This window comes from Trueperella bialowiezensis, assembly GCF_900637955.1.
GTDB lineage: Bacteria > Actinomycetota > Actinomycetes > Actinomycetales > Actinomycetaceae > Trueperella > Trueperella bialowiezensis.
The window spans coordinates 865,544-880,775 of record NZ_LR134476.1 but is presented as its reverse complement, the minus strand read 5'-3'; the positions used below and the strand labels follow the sequence as shown (position 1 = coordinate 880,775).

The 15,232-nt window shown below is 61.8% G+C and carries 12 protein-coding genes, 1 tRNA gene and 1 pseudogene; 9 read left to right on the top strand and 5 right to left on the bottom strand.

Going from position 1 to position 15,232, the window contains the following annotated elements:
- Positions 1-10 precede the first annotated feature (10 nt).
- Positions 11-1,840, bottom strand: coding sequence for an FUSC family protein (locus EL234_RS04060; protein ID WP_126416264.1), 1,830 nt, complete (start codon positions 1,838-1,840; stop codon positions 11-13).
- A gap of 141 nt (positions 1,841-1,981) precedes the next feature.
- Between EL234_RS04060 and EL234_RS04055 the strand changes: the two genes are divergently transcribed.
- From EL234_RS04055 to EL234_RS04040, 4 genes are all read left to right on the top strand, one after another.
- The gene (locus EL234_RS04055; RefSeq protein WP_126416263.1) at positions 1,982-4,279 is read left to right on the top strand and encodes a DNA polymerase III subunit gamma and tau; all 2,298 of its coding nucleotides are present in this window, start codon (positions 1,982-1,984) and stop codon (positions 4,277-4,279) included.
- 42 nt (positions 4,280-4,321) lie between these two features.
- On the top strand, positions 4,322-4,939 hold the full coding sequence (gene recR / locus EL234_RS04050; RefSeq protein ID WP_126416262.1) for a recombination mediator RecR: 618 nt from the start codon (positions 4,322-4,324) through the stop codon (positions 4,937-4,939).
- 63 nt (positions 4,940-5,002) lie between these two features.
- Complete coding sequence (locus EL234_RS04045) at positions 5,003-6,277, top strand: aspartate kinase (RefSeq protein WP_126416261.1); 1,275 nt, start codon at positions 5,003-5,005, stop codon at positions 6,275-6,277.
- Positions 6,274-7,329 (top strand): aspartate-semialdehyde dehydrogenase, encoded by a 1,056-nt coding sequence (locus tag EL234_RS04040; protein WP_126416260.1) that lies wholly within the window; start codon positions 6,274-6,276, stop codon positions 7,327-7,329. Before EL234_RS04045 ends, EL234_RS04040 begins: the two co-directional genes overlap by 4 nt.
- Before the next feature lie 77 nt (positions 7,330-7,406).
- Here the strand turns inward: EL234_RS04040 and EL234_RS04035 are convergent, their stop codons facing one another.
- Together EL234_RS04035 and EL234_RS04030 are read right to left on the bottom strand one after the other, a co-directional pair.
- Positions 7,407-7,697: a hypothetical protein gene (locus tag EL234_RS04035; RefSeq protein ID WP_126416259.1), complete on the bottom strand. Its 291-nt coding sequence runs from the start codon at positions 7,695-7,697 to the stop codon at positions 7,407-7,409.
- A 5-nt stretch (positions 7,698-7,702) separates the two neighbouring features.
- Positions 7,703-8,170 (bottom strand): hypothetical protein, encoded by a 468-nt coding sequence (locus EL234_RS04030; protein ID WP_126416258.1) that lies wholly within the window; start codon positions 8,168-8,170, stop codon positions 7,703-7,705.
- 664 nt (positions 8,171-8,834) lie between these two features.
- Between EL234_RS04030 and EL234_RS09520 the strand changes: the two are divergent.
- Positions 8,835-8,963 (top strand): annotated as a pseudogene (locus EL234_RS09520) (Panacea domain-containing protein); the annotation flags it as partial.
- A 17-nt stretch (positions 8,964-8,980) separates the two neighbouring features.
- Entirely contained in the window at positions 8,981-9,277 is a 297-nt protein-coding gene (locus EL234_RS04025) for a Panacea domain-containing protein (protein ID WP_277870841.1), read from the top strand.
- A gap of 27 nt (positions 9,278-9,304) precedes the next feature.
- On the opposite strand, the gene EL234_RS04020 is transcribed toward EL234_RS04025, so the two are convergent.
- The gene (locus EL234_RS04020; protein ID WP_126416257.1) at positions 9,305-10,531 is read right to left on the bottom strand and encodes a DUF4032 domain-containing protein; all 1,227 of its coding nucleotides are present in this window, start codon (positions 10,529-10,531) and stop codon (positions 9,305-9,307) included.
- A 129-nt stretch (positions 10,532-10,660) separates the two neighbouring features.
- Positions 10,661-11,854, bottom strand: a complete 1,194-nt coding sequence (locus tag EL234_RS04015) for an ABC transporter ATP-binding protein (RefSeq protein WP_126416256.1) — start codon at positions 11,852-11,854, stop codon at positions 10,661-10,663.
- A 191-nt stretch (positions 11,855-12,045) separates the two neighbouring features.
- Between EL234_RS04015 and EL234_RS04010 the strand changes: the two genes are divergently transcribed.
- From EL234_RS04010 to EL234_RS04000, 3 genes are all read left to right on the top strand, one after another.
- Positions 12,046-13,920 (top strand): serine/threonine protein kinase, encoded by a 1,875-nt coding sequence (locus EL234_RS04010; protein WP_126416255.1) that lies wholly within the window; start codon positions 12,046-12,048, stop codon positions 13,918-13,920.
- A gap of 135 nt (positions 13,921-14,055) precedes the next feature.
- Positions 14,056-14,892: a DsbA family protein gene (locus EL234_RS04005; protein ID WP_126416254.1), complete on the top strand. Its 837-nt coding sequence runs from the start codon at positions 14,056-14,058 to the stop codon at positions 14,890-14,892.
- Between the two features lie 88 nt (positions 14,893-14,980).
- Positions 14,981-15,053, top strand: a tRNA-Thr gene (locus EL234_RS04000).
- Positions 15,054-15,232 lie beyond the last annotated feature (179 nt).

Sequence of the window (15,232 nt, the reverse complement as noted above, 5' to 3'; positions counted from 1 at the left end):
AACGCAAGCGTTAAGGCCGCCAAGCCTGCACAATATCGGTGAGTTCGCGGACGTCGTCGTGAATCGCCTTCGCCGGCCGCAAGCCGTCAACGGGATGAGCAAGAATACGGTCGAGAGGCTCGCGGCACTGCGCGGCAAGATCGCGCGCGTTACGCAAATCCGGATGCCAAGCCATCGCCAACACGAGATAGCCGAGGTTGGACAGACTCTCTTCCATCTCCACATACCCCTCAGAGGCGTCCGGCTCGTCGGCCTCCGCATACGACGACACCTCGTGCGACTGCAACAGCGCGTAATACAACATCCTCCGGTGCTCTTGGCCCTTCGGCGTCGTCTGCCGATGCCCAGCAATATCCACCAGCACCTCTTCGATGCCCTCAACCACGTTACGGGCATAGGCGCGCATCATCGGCACGCGCCGCGAGCGCCCCACAAAAAACAGCGTCACAATAACAAACGCAGCGGCAATAAACGTGTCCAGCAGGCGATCCAGCACTAGCACTTCGGTCACGCCCCCAGACGCAGCCTTCTCCGCTAGCGTCAACGCCAGCGGCGTGATAAACATGGTGGCCACGCCATAGTTACGCTCCATAAACATTTCCACAGTGGCCTGCATCAGCCCGGCCACAATAATCAGTGCCCACCCGCGCAAATCCAAATATTGCAAGATAGCGAACACACCGAGGCCGCCAATCGTGCCAAGTACGCGTTGGAACGTGCGCACGATCTGCGAATCACGCGTGCCGCCGCGGTTGAGCAGCAGGGTGGCGAAGGCGGCCGCCCAATACACGTGGCTGGAGCCGAGAATGAGTGCAACCGATCCGGCGAGCAGCGTGCCGATAAAGGCGCGCAAAGCTACGAGCCGCTCCTCAGAATATGGGCGCAGCGCACGCATGAGCAGCCGCACGGCTTGTGGGCGGCCCAGCGCGGTTTCTCGGATCTGTTCGGTGGCGATGCGGCGGGCTTGCCGGCGTCGTTCCGGATCGGCCGAATGCAAGGTGGCCTCGTCCACGCCGATCTCCGTTTCGGCGGAAATATTCTTAAAACTGGCTACCCGCAGGCCGGTCACGTAGTCGAGGGCGCGCGTGTTGTAGCGCATGTAGCGGCGTTCGATGGCGCTGAGCTCGTCGGCGAACTGGAGCACGTCGGTGCCGTCGGTGACGGTGGTCCACGCGTGGTGGATGGACATGGAGGCGTCGTGGCGTTTAGCGGCGAGCGTTTCCCATTCGGGGGACTCTTCGGACAGGTGGCCGATGACGACGACGTCGAGCGCCTTGACGAACTCATCCGTAGCTTTGACCGCGGCTTTGACGGCCCGGCGTTGGGGCCCGTGCGGATCCCAGAGCAGGTCGAGCATTCCGATCGCGGCGGCCACGAACGCGCCGATGCCGACGGTGATAAAAACCGTGGTCGGTGTTTTGCCAGACAGCGCGGCACTGCCAGCCGCGCCTTGGACGAGCACAATATAGAACGCCCCGGGCGGGCCGACCTGCAAGGTTTTTAACAGGAAGGTGAGCAGGGCTGCGGTTACGGCTAGCGACATCACCCATAGCCACGGGATCGGCGCCACCACGGCGCCCACGGTGGCCGAGATCGTCATCGCCGCAGCCACGCCGGTCACGGTGCGGAAGCGGCGGCCCGCCGCCGTGTCATGCCCGTAGAGAACCACGAACGTTCCGAAGCTGACGAGCGAGCCGACGTCCTTATATCCCAACACGTACGAGCCCGCCAGTAGCGTGGACATGGCGAGCCCTGCTTTGAGCGCGAGTGGCCAGCGGCGCTTGTGCGGGTTAAACGCCGTCGCCGCGCGGAAGTGCTTCCTGAAATCGAGTTGAGACATTTGCTCCCATCTTTCCAGATAGTAGTGATCCCTGCCATAGTGTTCTTCGTTTTTGTTATGCACAGGCAGCCAAACGGGCGAACGCTGCGGTCCTGTGGGTAAGCAGCGAAAAGTGGCGGCCGCTTTGCGTAGACTGTGGGCGTGAGTATTGCCCTGTATCGCCGCTACCGGCCCGAAACGTTCCAAGAAGTGATCGGCCAAGATCACGTAGTGCAGCCGCTCATGGCTGCCCTCGACGCGGGCCGCACCACCCACGCCTACCTGTTTTCTGGGCCGCGGGGATGCGGGAAGACGACGTCGGCGCGCATCCTTGCGCGCGCCCTGAACTGCGTGGAGTATCCGACGGCCACGCCGTGCGGCACGTGCCCCTCGTGTGTGGAGTTGGCACGGGACGGCTCGGGGTCGCTCGACGTCGTAGAAATGGACGCGGCCTCGCACGGCGGCGTGGATGACGCACGCGAACTACGCGAACAGGCCGGGTTCGCGCCCGTGCGGGATCGGTTCAAAATCTTCATTATTGACGAGGCCCACATGGTCACCAACCAGGGCTTCAACGCGTTGCTGAAACTGGTGGAGGAGCCGCCGGCACACGTCAAGTTCATTTTCGCTACTACGGAGCCGGAGAAGGTGATCGGCACGATCCGCTCGCGCACCCACCACTATCCGTTCCGCCTCGTGCCGCCGCAGGTGCTGGAAGAGTACCTGGCGAAGCTCACCGAAGCGGAGGGCGTGAAGGCCGGGCACGACCTGCTCTCGCTTGTGGTGCGCGCGGGGACGGGCTCGGTCCGCGACACCCTTTCGGTGCTCGACCAAATCATCGGCGGCTCCGACGGCACCGTACTCGACTACGAACGGGCTGTTTCCCTGCTTGGTTACACGTCGGCGCATTTGCTTGACGACGCCGTGGCCGCGATTGCCGCCCGCGATGGAGCGGCCCTGTTCGGCGTGGTTGACTCCGTGGTGAAATCTGGTCATGATTCGCGCCGTTTCGTCGAAGACCTCTTGCAGCGGCTGCGGGACTTGGTGATCATCGCGCTCGCGGGTGACGAGGCGAAGGACGTGTTCGTGTCCGTGCCCGAAGATCAGTATGCGCGCATGGTGGCGCAGGCCGAGCAGTTGGGGGCACAGCGCGCTTCATTGGCCGCCGACCTGACGAACGACGCACTCACCGAGATGGTAGGTGCCACCGCACCTCGCCTGCAGTTGGAGTTGCTGTGTGCGAGGTTGGTGGTGACGCGCCCGGTGGTCGCGCAAACGGAAGTGAGTGATGAGCCGGCAGAGCCGACCCCGGAAGTGGCCTCGCAGCTTGCTCGCCTGCAGGGCGAGGATCCGGAGCAGGCAGCGCGCGCTCAGGCCAAGCGTGCGGGAAGCATGCCGCAAGGGAAAGGTGTGCGCGGCGAGCCCCGCCGGTCGAGTGAACCCCGAACACGTAGCGAGTCGAACACGGACCCGCGCAACAGGCCCATGCCGGCGATGCCCGGCGCCACGGTTTCGCAGGTGCCGCCCGTACCGGCTTCGCAGGTGCAGCCCGCTCCAGCCGCGCAGCAGCCGCCCGTCGAAACTGTCCAAGCAGCCCCCCAGACGTCTGTGTCCGAACCTGAGCACAAGCGGCCCGCGCCACCAGCACGTGAGCCGGCGCAAGACCAGCCTGCAACCGCGCAGCAGGCAGACCCCCAGCAGCCGCAAACCGGCGAAACCGACCTGGCCACGATCGCTAACAACTGGCAGGCGATTGTGGCGGATCCGAACCTGTCGAAGATTGCACGCGCCCAGCTCGATGCGGCAACAGGGCCAGTCGCCTTGGACGGCGGGGTGCTCGTGGTTGGTTTCGAACAGCCGGGCGTGGCGAACGCATTCACCGCGCGGGGCGCTCGCGAAGTGCAACAGGTGCTCAACGCTCAATTTGGGCTAAACCTTCAAGTGGAAGGCCGGGCGGGAGGCGAGCCGCCCGCCCCAAAAGCTAGTGCCGCGCAGGCCGCGGCACCCGCCCAACCCGCGGCCCCGCCTGTGGCCCCGCCGACCCCGCCTGCAGCGCCGGCTCCGCCGGCCCCGTCAGCCCCATCGCCGGCCCCGGCAGCCCCGTCGCCCGAACCCTCAGCGCCAGCCGAGCAACTCTCCGAACCGGATCTCGAAAGCTCGGGCGTTTTTGAAGACTTCCCGATGCCACCCCCACACGAGGACCCGTTCGCACCAGAAGATCCCTACTCGAGCACTGTCACCGGCACGTGGGCACCCCCGCCAGCCGAGCTTGACGGCGAACCGGGCAACGGCGTCGTCGACCCCGACGACCTCCCAGACGAACCCGAACCAGACCCGGAAGAAGAAATCTGGGAAGGAGCCTCGGCAGACGACCCGGAAATATCACAGTCGAACCTTGTGGGTCTCCAAGTGGTATTAAACCAGTTTGACGCTAAGGTAATCGAGGAGATTACACACTAGCGGCACCAACGGTCATAAGCGAAACAGTGACGAGGGAGGAACATGGTCGGGGTATATGACGGCGCGGTTCAAGCGCTGATCGACGAACTGGGGCGGCTGCCAGGCATCGGCCCCAAAAGCGCGCAACGCATCGCCTTCCACCTGCTCGAAGCCGACGACTCCGACGTCGACGCCCTCGTAAACGCCCTGCAGGCCGTCAAACAAAAAGTAAAGTTCTGCAGCGTGTGCGGAAACGTCGCCGAAGAAGACACGTGCCGCATCTGCGCCGATCCGCGCCGCCTCGACTCCGTCATCTGCGTGGTCGAAGAAGCCAAAGACATCGTCGCCATCGAACGCTCCCGCGAATACCGCGGGCGCTACCACGTGCTCGGCGGAGCAATCGACCCGATCGGCGGCGTCGGCCCAGACGACCTACGCATCCGCGAACTCTACGCACGCCTCGGCTCCGGCGACATCCAAGAAGTCATCCTCGCCATGGACCCAAACGTGGAAGGCGAAGCCACCGCCACCTACCTGTCCATCAACCTCGCCCACATGAACGTCATCGTCTCCCGGCTCGCCTCCGGCCTGCCCGTCGGCGGCGACCTCGAATACGCCGACGAAGTCACCATCTCGCGCGCACTCGAAGGACGTCAGCGGATTCACACGCCCAGTAATTGAGAGACTTTGGTCGCCACCCGCGCACTGAACTACGATAAACAGCACGTATAGCAAGGAGTTGAAGTGTCGCTCATCGTTCAAAAGTTCGGAGGCTCATCCGTTGCCGACGCCGAAGGCATCCACCGGGTGGCCAAACGTATCGTTGACACGCACAAGGCGGGTAATAACGTCGTCGTCGTAGTTTCCGCGATGGGGGACACCACGGACGAACTCATCGACCTGGCCGCGTCCGTCACCGACCAACCGACAGCCCGCGAAATGGACATTTTGCTGACGGCGGGCGAGCGCATTTCGATGGCTCTGCTTGCTATGGCCGTCACCGACCTAGGCGTGCCCGCACACGCGTTCACAGGCCGCCAGGCCGGCCTGCACACGGACGCCGCATACGGGGCAGCCTCGATCGTCGGCGTCGTCCCCGAACGCATCGCACGCACAATCCAAGACGGCGAAATCGCCATCATCGCCGGATTCCAAGGCATTAACCGGGAAAACGACGTCACCACGCTCGGCCGCGGCGGCTCCGACACCACCGCCGTCGCCTTCGCCGCAGCCCTACGCGCGGACGTGTGCGAAATCTACTCCGACGTCGACGGCGTATTCACCGCCGACCCACGCGTAGCACCCGCCGCCCGCCAAATCCCGGCACTCACCTACGAGGAAACCCTCGAAATGGCCGCCCACGGCACAAAAATTTTGCACCTACGCGCTGTCGAATACGCTCGGCGCTACGACGTACCCCTACACGTACGCTCATCGTTTTCAACCAAAGAAGGGACGTGGATCGTGAACGAATCCGCACGTAGCCGCTGGGACGGCAACAACGAAGCCCCCGTCATCTCCGGCATCAGCCATGACACCTCGCAGGCCAAGATCACCATCACCGGTGTTCCGGATAAGCCCGGTGCCGCGGCGCGCATTTTCCAGACGGTCGCCGACGCCGGCTCGTCCATCGACATGATCGTCCAAAACGTGCCCGTCAACATGCCCGGCAGCGCCACGATCTCCTTCACCTTGCCGATCGCCGACGTCAAGCGCACAATCACCGCCCTCGACATCAACAAGGCCGAGCTCGGCTACGACAAGCTCATCCAAGACGACGGCGTGGGCATCCTCTCGCTGATCGGCACGGGCATGCGCTCCCACCCGGGCGTCACCGCGAAATTCTTCGCCGCACTCGCCGAAGCAGGCATCAACATTGACATGATTTCGACGTCCGAGATCCGCATTTCCGCGGTGTTGGACGCCGATGACGTCGCCGAGGCCGTCCGCGTCGTACACAGCGCATTCGACCTCGACGCCGAAGAAGAAGCAATCGTATACGGAGGTACTGGGCGATGAGCATCACCCTTGCACTAGTTGGAGCCACCGGCCAGGTTGGCGAAGTCATGCGCGATCTGTTGGAAAAGCGCGGCACGGATATCGACGCCGTCCGCTTCTTCTCCTCCCACCGTTCGGCAGGTAAAGAGCTCGAGTTCCGCGGCGAAAAGATCGTTGTGGAAGACGTGGCCAAGGCCGATTTCTCTGGTATTGACATCGCGCTGTTCTCGGCAGGCGGCGGCACCTCGCTCGAGTACGCGCCGAAGTTCGTGGAGGCCGGCGCCGTCGTCGTCGATAATTCCTCGGCGTGGCGTAAGGATCCGGACGTGCCGCTCGTCGTGTCCGAGGTTAACCCGCATGCGCTCAAGAATCGCCCGAAGGGGATCATCGCGAATCCGAACTGTACGACGATGGCGATCATGCCGGTCATGAAAGTGCTGGACGAGGAGGCCGGGCTGAAGAAGATGGTCGTGTCGTCCTACCAGGCCGTGTCCGGTTCCGGGCTGGCCGGCGTTGACGCGCTGTACAACCAGACCGCCGCTGTGCTTGCCAACGGTGAGGCTGCGAAGGGGCTGGCCGTGGACGGCGAGGCCGTTGAGCACGCCGCCGATCCGGCGCCTTACGTGAAGCCGATTGCGTTCAACGTGGTAGCAGTAGCCGGGTCTGTTGTGGATGACGGTACGTTCGAGACTGACGAAGAGCAGAAGCTGCGCAACGAATCGCGCAAGATCCTTGAGATCCCGGACCTGCGGGTGGCGGGAACGTGCGTGCGCGTGCCCGTGTTCTCTGGGCATTCGATGGCTGTGTCCGCCGAGTTCGAACGTGAGATTTCGGTGGAGCGTGCGATCGAGCTGCTCAAGGACGCTCCGGGCGTGGAATACACCGAGGTGCCTTCGCCGCTCGAGGGTGCTGGTAAGGACGCGTGCTTCGTGGGCCGCGTGCGGCAAAACTACGCCGCCGACGATGAGGCCAAGGGCCTGTCGCTCTTCGTGGTTGGCGACAACCTGCGCAAGGGCGCCGCACTCAACACGATCCAGATCGCTGAACTGCTGATCGAGGAGCTGCGCGGCTAACAGCGGCGAGCAGACTAAACACGTGTTGGGGCGGCCTTATAGCAAGGCCGCCCCAACGCTAATGTGTGTAGCTTCTGTTAGGCGAACGCAATAAATGCGGCTAGTCCGGCGATGAGAACAACTGCGCTGATGCCACTGAATATGAGGAGTTTTCTCTTCCCGCTTTCGTCAACTTTGACTGCGGGCACAACGAAGGCCAAGAACAGCGTGAGGATCGCCATCGTCGCCCCAGCCAGGATGACCTCAAATAGGTTGGCGTTGAACGCTTCGCCGAGGGTCAATCCGGCGGTAAGGCCGGGCAGTAGCGCAATGGCAATCGCGGCCAGTGTAGCGACCAGCCCTAAAGTAAGGGTTTTCGTTCGGTTCATGAGTGTCACCTCCTGCAACTTGAGTCGTCAACCAGATACGTTGTTCCGAGTGAACCTGCAAGGCCGCAGACATAGGAAATTCCCGGATTTATAAATCCAAGCGGCATGCAAACTAATCCGTTCCAAGCAATCGTAAAAATCATTTCACCTGCTTTGATTTTGTTGCAGGCTGCAGATTTTGAAACGCGTGGGTAGTTTTTGATTATTCGCCCCCCTCCTTCCGTAGTTGGTTTCATCCAATTCGGTGTTATTTCCCCCTGCGTCTTAAACAATCCATCAGGGGCTTCCCGCTCCTGGAGATGCTTTGTGATCGGTGAATTCGATAGATGCGCTTGGTTCAATGTTATAGCCGAATTTGACGCAATAGCTCTATCGTTGAATTCGGGTGGCGAACTGTCAGACATTGGCACCGATGATGCAATTGCGAGACTCGTCGCAGTCAAAAAAGAAGCTAGTGTATTTATGAGTTGCATGTTGGCTCCTAGTATCCGTGTTGCTATTGAGGTGTGATGAGACTAACATTTACGGCGAGTTGCGTCAATAGTTTTGAGTGATTCAATTTACGAGGGTTGGAGTGGAGAGTTTGACGCCTTCGGGGCGCTCTCGAGGTGATTTGTTGCCTTGCGAATGAAGTGGGCGTGCTGGAAGGTGCATGGAGCATGAGGCGCGCCCGGGTTATGTGCTCTGGGTTCGTTTGTTTTGTCGCGTAACCTGTAATGTTAGACCTCTGTCGGCGGCGGAATTAACGTCGTCGATAGAGTCTATGATCAGTCGGCAAGCGCCGATGTTGTTCAGTGTGCTGAGCATGAAATTCTTGCCGGGTCGTCTTATCTTATTGATGATAGAGGGGATTCTTTTCATCCGAAAAGATGCGACGGCGCCGGGGAAAGATTTGGTTATTTCAAGGACTGATTGGAAACACGAGATTGTCGGGTCGAAATGTTGAGCCCTCCAAGGCTGCACTCCGTTGAGAGGAATCGGATCAATGTTTCCGATCGGACCTTGGGATTCTCGAAGCTGTTTGCTGATCTTCTTTGCTTGATTGCGCGTGATGGCACTCTCTTCTCGATCAGACTTTTGCATACTAGAGTCTTATAGGATGTTCTTGTCAGTCTAGGGGAGTTAAGGGGGTACAAAATGGCAGGCATTGCGGACGTCGCCGCGCGAATTCTGGACAACCACGGAGTGATGAGCACGATGAAGCTCCAGAAGCTTGTTTTTTACGCCCAGGCTGAAAGCCTTGCAACAACCGGGCAGCCCCTCTTTTCGGAAGATTTTCAGGCATGGCGCGGAGGGCCTGTATCCCTCGCGCTATACCGGCAGCACCGCGGACTCTTCTTGATCAGACCGGGGCAGATCCGGCTGATTCAGAAACTGGGCTTTCTGCCGAGCAGGCCGAGATTGTTGACCGTGCAGCAGGCAAGCTCGCGAGTTTGAGCGGAAACGAGCTCAGTGAGCGCACGCATTCTGAGAAGCCGTGGATCGATGCACGCGGAGGGCTTGCGCTGCATGAGTCGTGCAGCAACATCATCACCAAGCAGAGTATCGCCGATTATTACTCGCGCCATCCGATCGTGTGAGTGGCCGTACGCCAGGCTTGGCGCGGGCTAGTCGGCCACGTCTTGCTCCAACAGGCGCTCCTCGTCGCGGCGGTGCGCCAACACGTCCGCGGCGTAGAGCCGGGCAGCCTCCAACATGGGCACGTCGCGACCTTGCCGTTCGCTCGTATACCAGCGATGCTCAAGAATCTCGTGGAAAAGCTGCGCCGGCTGAAGCTTCGTGCGCAGCTCGGCGGGCACAGCCTGGATGGTCGGCTCGTAAACATTCATCATCCACTCGTGCGTAACAATCTCCAGCGGCACGTTCGACTTGCCCATCATCGCCCGGTACGACTCCATGTCGTTAACCATCCGGCGCGCCTGCATCTCCTCCACATCAAGGCCGGTCAGGCGCATCATCTTACGCGAGTAATGCCCCGAATCCACCACTTTCGGTTGGATGGACACCGTGGTGCCGTCCAGATCGGTGGCCATGGACAGTTCGCCCACCTCGAACCCGAGGTCGTTCAACCGGCGAATCCGGGCGTCCACCCGCCAGCGCTCAGACGAATCGAATGACTCTTCGCCAGTCAGCTCATCCCACAACTCCACGTAGCGTTGGAAGAACCGATCGCCCACAGCTATCGAGTCGAACTCCGGATCGAGAATCTCGCCGGCCTGCAAGTCCATGAGCTCGCCAATGATGTTCGTGCGTGCCACGTCAATGTCGTAGTGGCGTTTGCGCTGGGACAGGTTATCCTCGAGCTCGCCCGTCTCCGCGTCCACAAGATAGGCGGAAAACTCGCCGGCGTCTCGCCGAAATAGCGTGTTCGACAGCGAGACGTCACCCCAAAAGAAGCCAATCAAATGCAACCGCACCATGAGCACGGCCAGCGCGTCAATCAGGCGCCGCACGGTATCGGCGCGCATCGAGCTCTGTCCGAACAGTGAACGATACGGCAGCGAAAAATCCAAATGCCGAGTCACCAGCGCGGCGTTCAGCGGCTCGCCCGCCGCGTCGAAGCGCCCGGTGATCACGGCCAGCGGCTCCACGCACGGGGCGTCCAGCCGCTTCAGGTCGCGCAAGGTTTCGTATTCGTGGTGGGCCACCGTCTCGCCGATCTCCTTGACGGCTACCACCTGCCCCTTCAAATAGGCGAACCGCACCACGTGGCGGGAAATACCGCGGGGGAGCGCGGCGATCACGTCCGCCGGCCACTCCTCAAGCGGCACGTTCCACGGCAGGTCAAGCAGCGCAGGCTCCACCTGCGCAGACGTGATCTGCATCGACCGCATCTTGACCCTCCTACCTGCACAAACATACCGCAGACCGGGCTAACTGTGAGCAGCTAGCGCAAAATCGACGACGCCGGGGCTCGGCTTCCTGCTGAGCCCCGGCGCCCAGAACACATAGGCGGACGGCCGCTACTGCGCGTCGGCAGCAGAGGTGGGTGTGGCGTCGTCGTTGTTCACGACGTCGATCACCGCGCCGTTCGTCGACGAGTCGATCCGCGTGCCCGTCGACGCCGCAAAGAAATGAGTGTGCTTCGCGCGCGGCCGCACGTGAATAATCTCCCCGGCCGCCGGCACGCTATACGGCTCGATCCGCACAACAAGCGTGTCCGAGGAATCGCCCGAGCCGAAGTTGCCAGGCTCCCGCTCAGCGCCGACGATCGTGCCGTACACGTAGGCGTCCGAGCCGAGCGACTCCACGAACGTCACTTTGACCGGGATGTCGCCGGCCGCCTCGTCGTCGGAAATATCAAGCGCCTCCGGGCGCAACCCCACGATCAGCTTGCCCTCCGACTTCGCCTCCGCCAGCACGTCGGCGGGGAGGGGGAAGCGGGCGTCGCCGAACACGGCGTCGTCGCCATCGATCCGCCACTCACCAAGATTCATGGCCGGCGAACCAATGAAGCCAGCCACGAACGCGTTCGCCGGACGCGAGAACATCTCCGCCGGTGAAGCCACCTGCTGGAGCACACCATCCTTGAGCACGGCAATACGGTCGCCCATTGTGAGCGCCTCCGTCTGATCGTGCGTCACATACACCGTGGTCACGCCAAGCGAACGCTGCAACGACGCGATCTGCGTACGTGTCTGCACACGCAACTTCGCATCTAGGTTCGACAGCGGCTCGTCCATGAGAAACACCTGCGGCTTACGCACAATAGCCCGGCCCATCGCGACACGCTGACGCTGCCCACCCGACAGCGCCTTCGGCTTACGATCCAAATACTCCGTCAGGTCGAGGATCCGGGCCGCTTCCTCCACGCGCTCGCGAATCACTTCCTTGCTTTCACCTGCGATCTTCAGCGCAAAACCCATGTTGTCCGCAACCGTCATGTGCGGGTAGAGCGCATAGTTCTGGAACACCATCGCAATATCGCGATCCTTCGGCGTCACGTCGGTGACATCCCGGTCGCCAATATAAATACGCCCAGAGTTCACGTCCTCAAGCCCGGCAAGCATACGCAACGACGTCGACTTCCCACAGCCTGACGGGCCCACGAGCACAAGAAACTCCCCGTCCTCAATTTCCAGATTTAGTGCGTCAACAGCGGGCGTCGTCGACCCCGGGTATATGCGCGTAGCATTCTCAAATGTAACAGTAGCCATAATGAATGGTCCCTCCACCGGCAGGTACGTGCCGGACGATCCGTTGTGAAAGGTGCCGGAGTGTGTCAACTCTGACACGATGCCGCCTAGGTATGAGCATCCCTAGTATTCTTACACACTGCGCCCGATTTACAATGGTTGCTAAGAAACCCTGAAAGCGGAGTTCACCACATTCTTGCAAAGGAGGCGGCGTGAGATCGGAGATCGGCGGATACCGCCTCGTCGAACGTATCGGCTCGGGCGGCATGTCGACCGTTTACAAGGCTATCGACGCCGACCAGCGCGCCGTCGCACTCAAACTGCTACACCCAGAACTGGCGGCCGACCCGAAATCGCGGGAACGGTTGCGCCGCGAGGTGCGCATGTTGCAGCGAGTGAGCGGACCGTACGTGGCCCAGATTCTCGACGCCGAAACCGAAGACCCAGAAATCTTCATCGTCACCCAGCTCATCGACGGGCCCACACTCGACGCGGACGTCCTCCACAACGGCCCATATAAAGGCGCCGACCTGGTGGAACTCGGCCGCGAACTAGCAGCCGCACTGCGGTCCATCCACGCGGTTGGCGTGCTACACCGGGATTTGAAACCGTCCAACGTGATGATGGGCGCCGACGGACCGGTACTCATCGACTTCGGCATCGCCCAACTCGGCGACGACCTACGCCTCACCCAAACCGGCTCACTCACCCACACCCCCGGATTCGCCGACCCGCGCGTCATCCGCGGCGAACCACCCGACGAAACCGCCGACTGGTGGGCGCTCGCCGCCGTCCTCGCCTACGCCGCCACCGGCGAGGCACCCTTCGGCACCGGCAACAGCCCGGCCGTCATGCACCGGGTACTCATCGGCGACGCCAACCTACCCGGACTCACCCCCGTTGTCCAGGACGCTTTCCAGCGTGCACTCGACCCGCTCGAAGACGTTCGGATTTCGTTCGACGAGCTTGTGGACATTATCGACGACGCCGGAAGCGCGGCGTCGCAGGGGAGCGCGGCTTCGCAGGGGAGCGCGGCGTCACAGGGGAGCGCGGCTTTGCAGGACAGCGCGGCTCTGCCGCACGGTGCTGAGCCGATGCCAGATGCGGGACCGGGTGCGGACCTCGGTGCAGGGCCAGGTGCGGGATATGGTTCGCCAGAAAGCAGCGGGTACGATGCTGGCCTGCGTGAGGCGGGCCTGTACGAATCTGGGCTGCGGGAGTCTGCGAATGTTGGCGCGGAAGACGGGGACACGGCGGTGGTTTCCGGATCGAACATGGATTCTGCGCCGGCGACCTGGCAAGAACCCGCGAACGAGCACACTGCGGAGGCCGCGCCAACCGTGCCGCTCGCAGTTCCCGCGCCTAGGGCGCCAAGCCCGGTCCGCACCTCCATCTACGACCAAGTAAACGACCCGGTCGCGCAGCCTGCACACCCGCAGCCTGCACACCCGCAGCCCGGATATTCGCAGGCCGCGGGCTACCCGATCGCGGCCCCCGCCGCGCACGCTTACCCACATCCGGGTGCCTACCACTCCGGGCGCCTACCGCAGTGGCTCATCCCGCCACGCAAAGCGCGACTCCACGTGTTTTTGGTTGGCATCATCATCGCAACTTTCGCTGTCGTCTGGCCGGTTCAAGCGGCGGTGGCGTTCGGCGTCGTCGTCGTTGCAATGTCAGTAACCGGCGAAGCGAAAGCAGACCTCACAAAACGCCGCTATGCCAACGGTGGCCCCTTCAAAGGCGACGTGTTCCGCACGGTCCTTGCACTGCCCGTGGCGATCGTGCGCGCGGTGGCAAACAGTGCCGTGTCCATAGCCTTCGGCGCTGCCGGCGCATGGCTCGTACAGACCACGATCAACCACTACTATCCGCCAGCCATCCCCTTCGTAGACGCAATAGCGCTCGCGGTCGGCATGATACTCGCATGGTTCCTAGGCACGAGCCGGAGGGCGCGCGAAGGAGCAAGAGTAGTGGTGGACGCGCTCGCACCAACCGCGGGATACCGGCTCTTCTGGTGTGCGATCTTGCTCGTGGTGGCGATGGCGGCGCTCGTCGTCGTCGCACAAAGCGGCCACGTAGTAATTTAGATTTCAACAAGGTGCGAGCGGTGGTTTATCCTAGTACCCATAGCACGCCGCACTCGCGGGCGGTGGGCGATCTAAGCGTAGATAAAACCACGCTCCTATGGTTGAATTTTTGCAGGGTCTAGCAAAGGGAACACAATGGCGAACAATCGAAAGCCCAAAGGCCGCCCGGCCACCAAAGAAGAAAAACGGCAGATGGCGCGCGAAAAGGCGCGAATTCTGCGCGAACAGGAAGAAAAGCGCAAGAAGCGGAACAGGTTTCTCGCCATCGCAGGTGGCGTGGTCGTACTCGCGCTTGTCGTGTTCGCCGTCCTGCAGATCCTCGGCAAAGACTCCGGCGGACAAGAATACGAAGGCACAGCACGCCCCGCCGAACTCGCCAACGTGGCAGATGACTACGGCATCAATATCGGTGCGAGCGGCGCCGCCGGCGAAACCGTGGCAGACGCGGGCGTCCTGTCCGTATTTTCCGACTACACGTGTAGCGGGTGCATCAACCTCGAAAACAAGTACTCACAGCAGTACCGTACGCTGATGAACGAGGGCAAACTCTCGCTACGGCTCTACCCGGTGGCAACGCTCGGTAACCATATTTCTGACAACATGACGGCCGCCATGTATTACGTGGCCACCTATGCGCCCGCCCAGGCCCTGGACTTCAACGAAGCGCTTTTCGCTGAGACCAACGGCGTGGTGTTCGGCGGCAACCGCGGGCCAGACGCGAAAGGAATCGCGGACATCGCTGCCAAGGTGGGCGTGCCCGCAGACGTGGTCGCCGACATGCCCGCATCAATCACCTCCGAGGCCTGGCAGAAGGTCGCTGTTGACGCCACCGAATCCTTCCGTGCCAAGGGCCACCAATACACCCCGACCCTCGAAGTCAACGGCGTAGCCGACAACTCGTGGGCCGAAGAAGGCGGCAGCGTGGACGCCGTGATCCAGCGCGTGGTTGATGAGGGAGCGCCCGGCAAGTAGAGCCTGTCGGCCGCGTCTGTAGTGTGAACGGAGTTTTGGCTATCGCCCCGAAATCTGGCACACTATGAAAAGCCCCGGTAAGGGGCAGGCCTCCTTAGCTCAGTTGGTAGAGCGCCGCTCTTGTAAAGCGAAGGTCGTCAGTTCGAGTCTGACAGGGGGCTCCGCGAAAGCTCCAGAACGTGTAGGTTCTGGAGCTTTCACCTTTTGCGGGTGTGCTTGCGCGGGTGTGCTTGGGCCGGCTGCCTCAGTCGGGCCGGTCGAACGGAAACTTTTCACCCCCTAGCCGGTTATCTTCGTATATGCCAAGATCGGCCGGTATAGCGTGAAAAGTTTCCGGTGG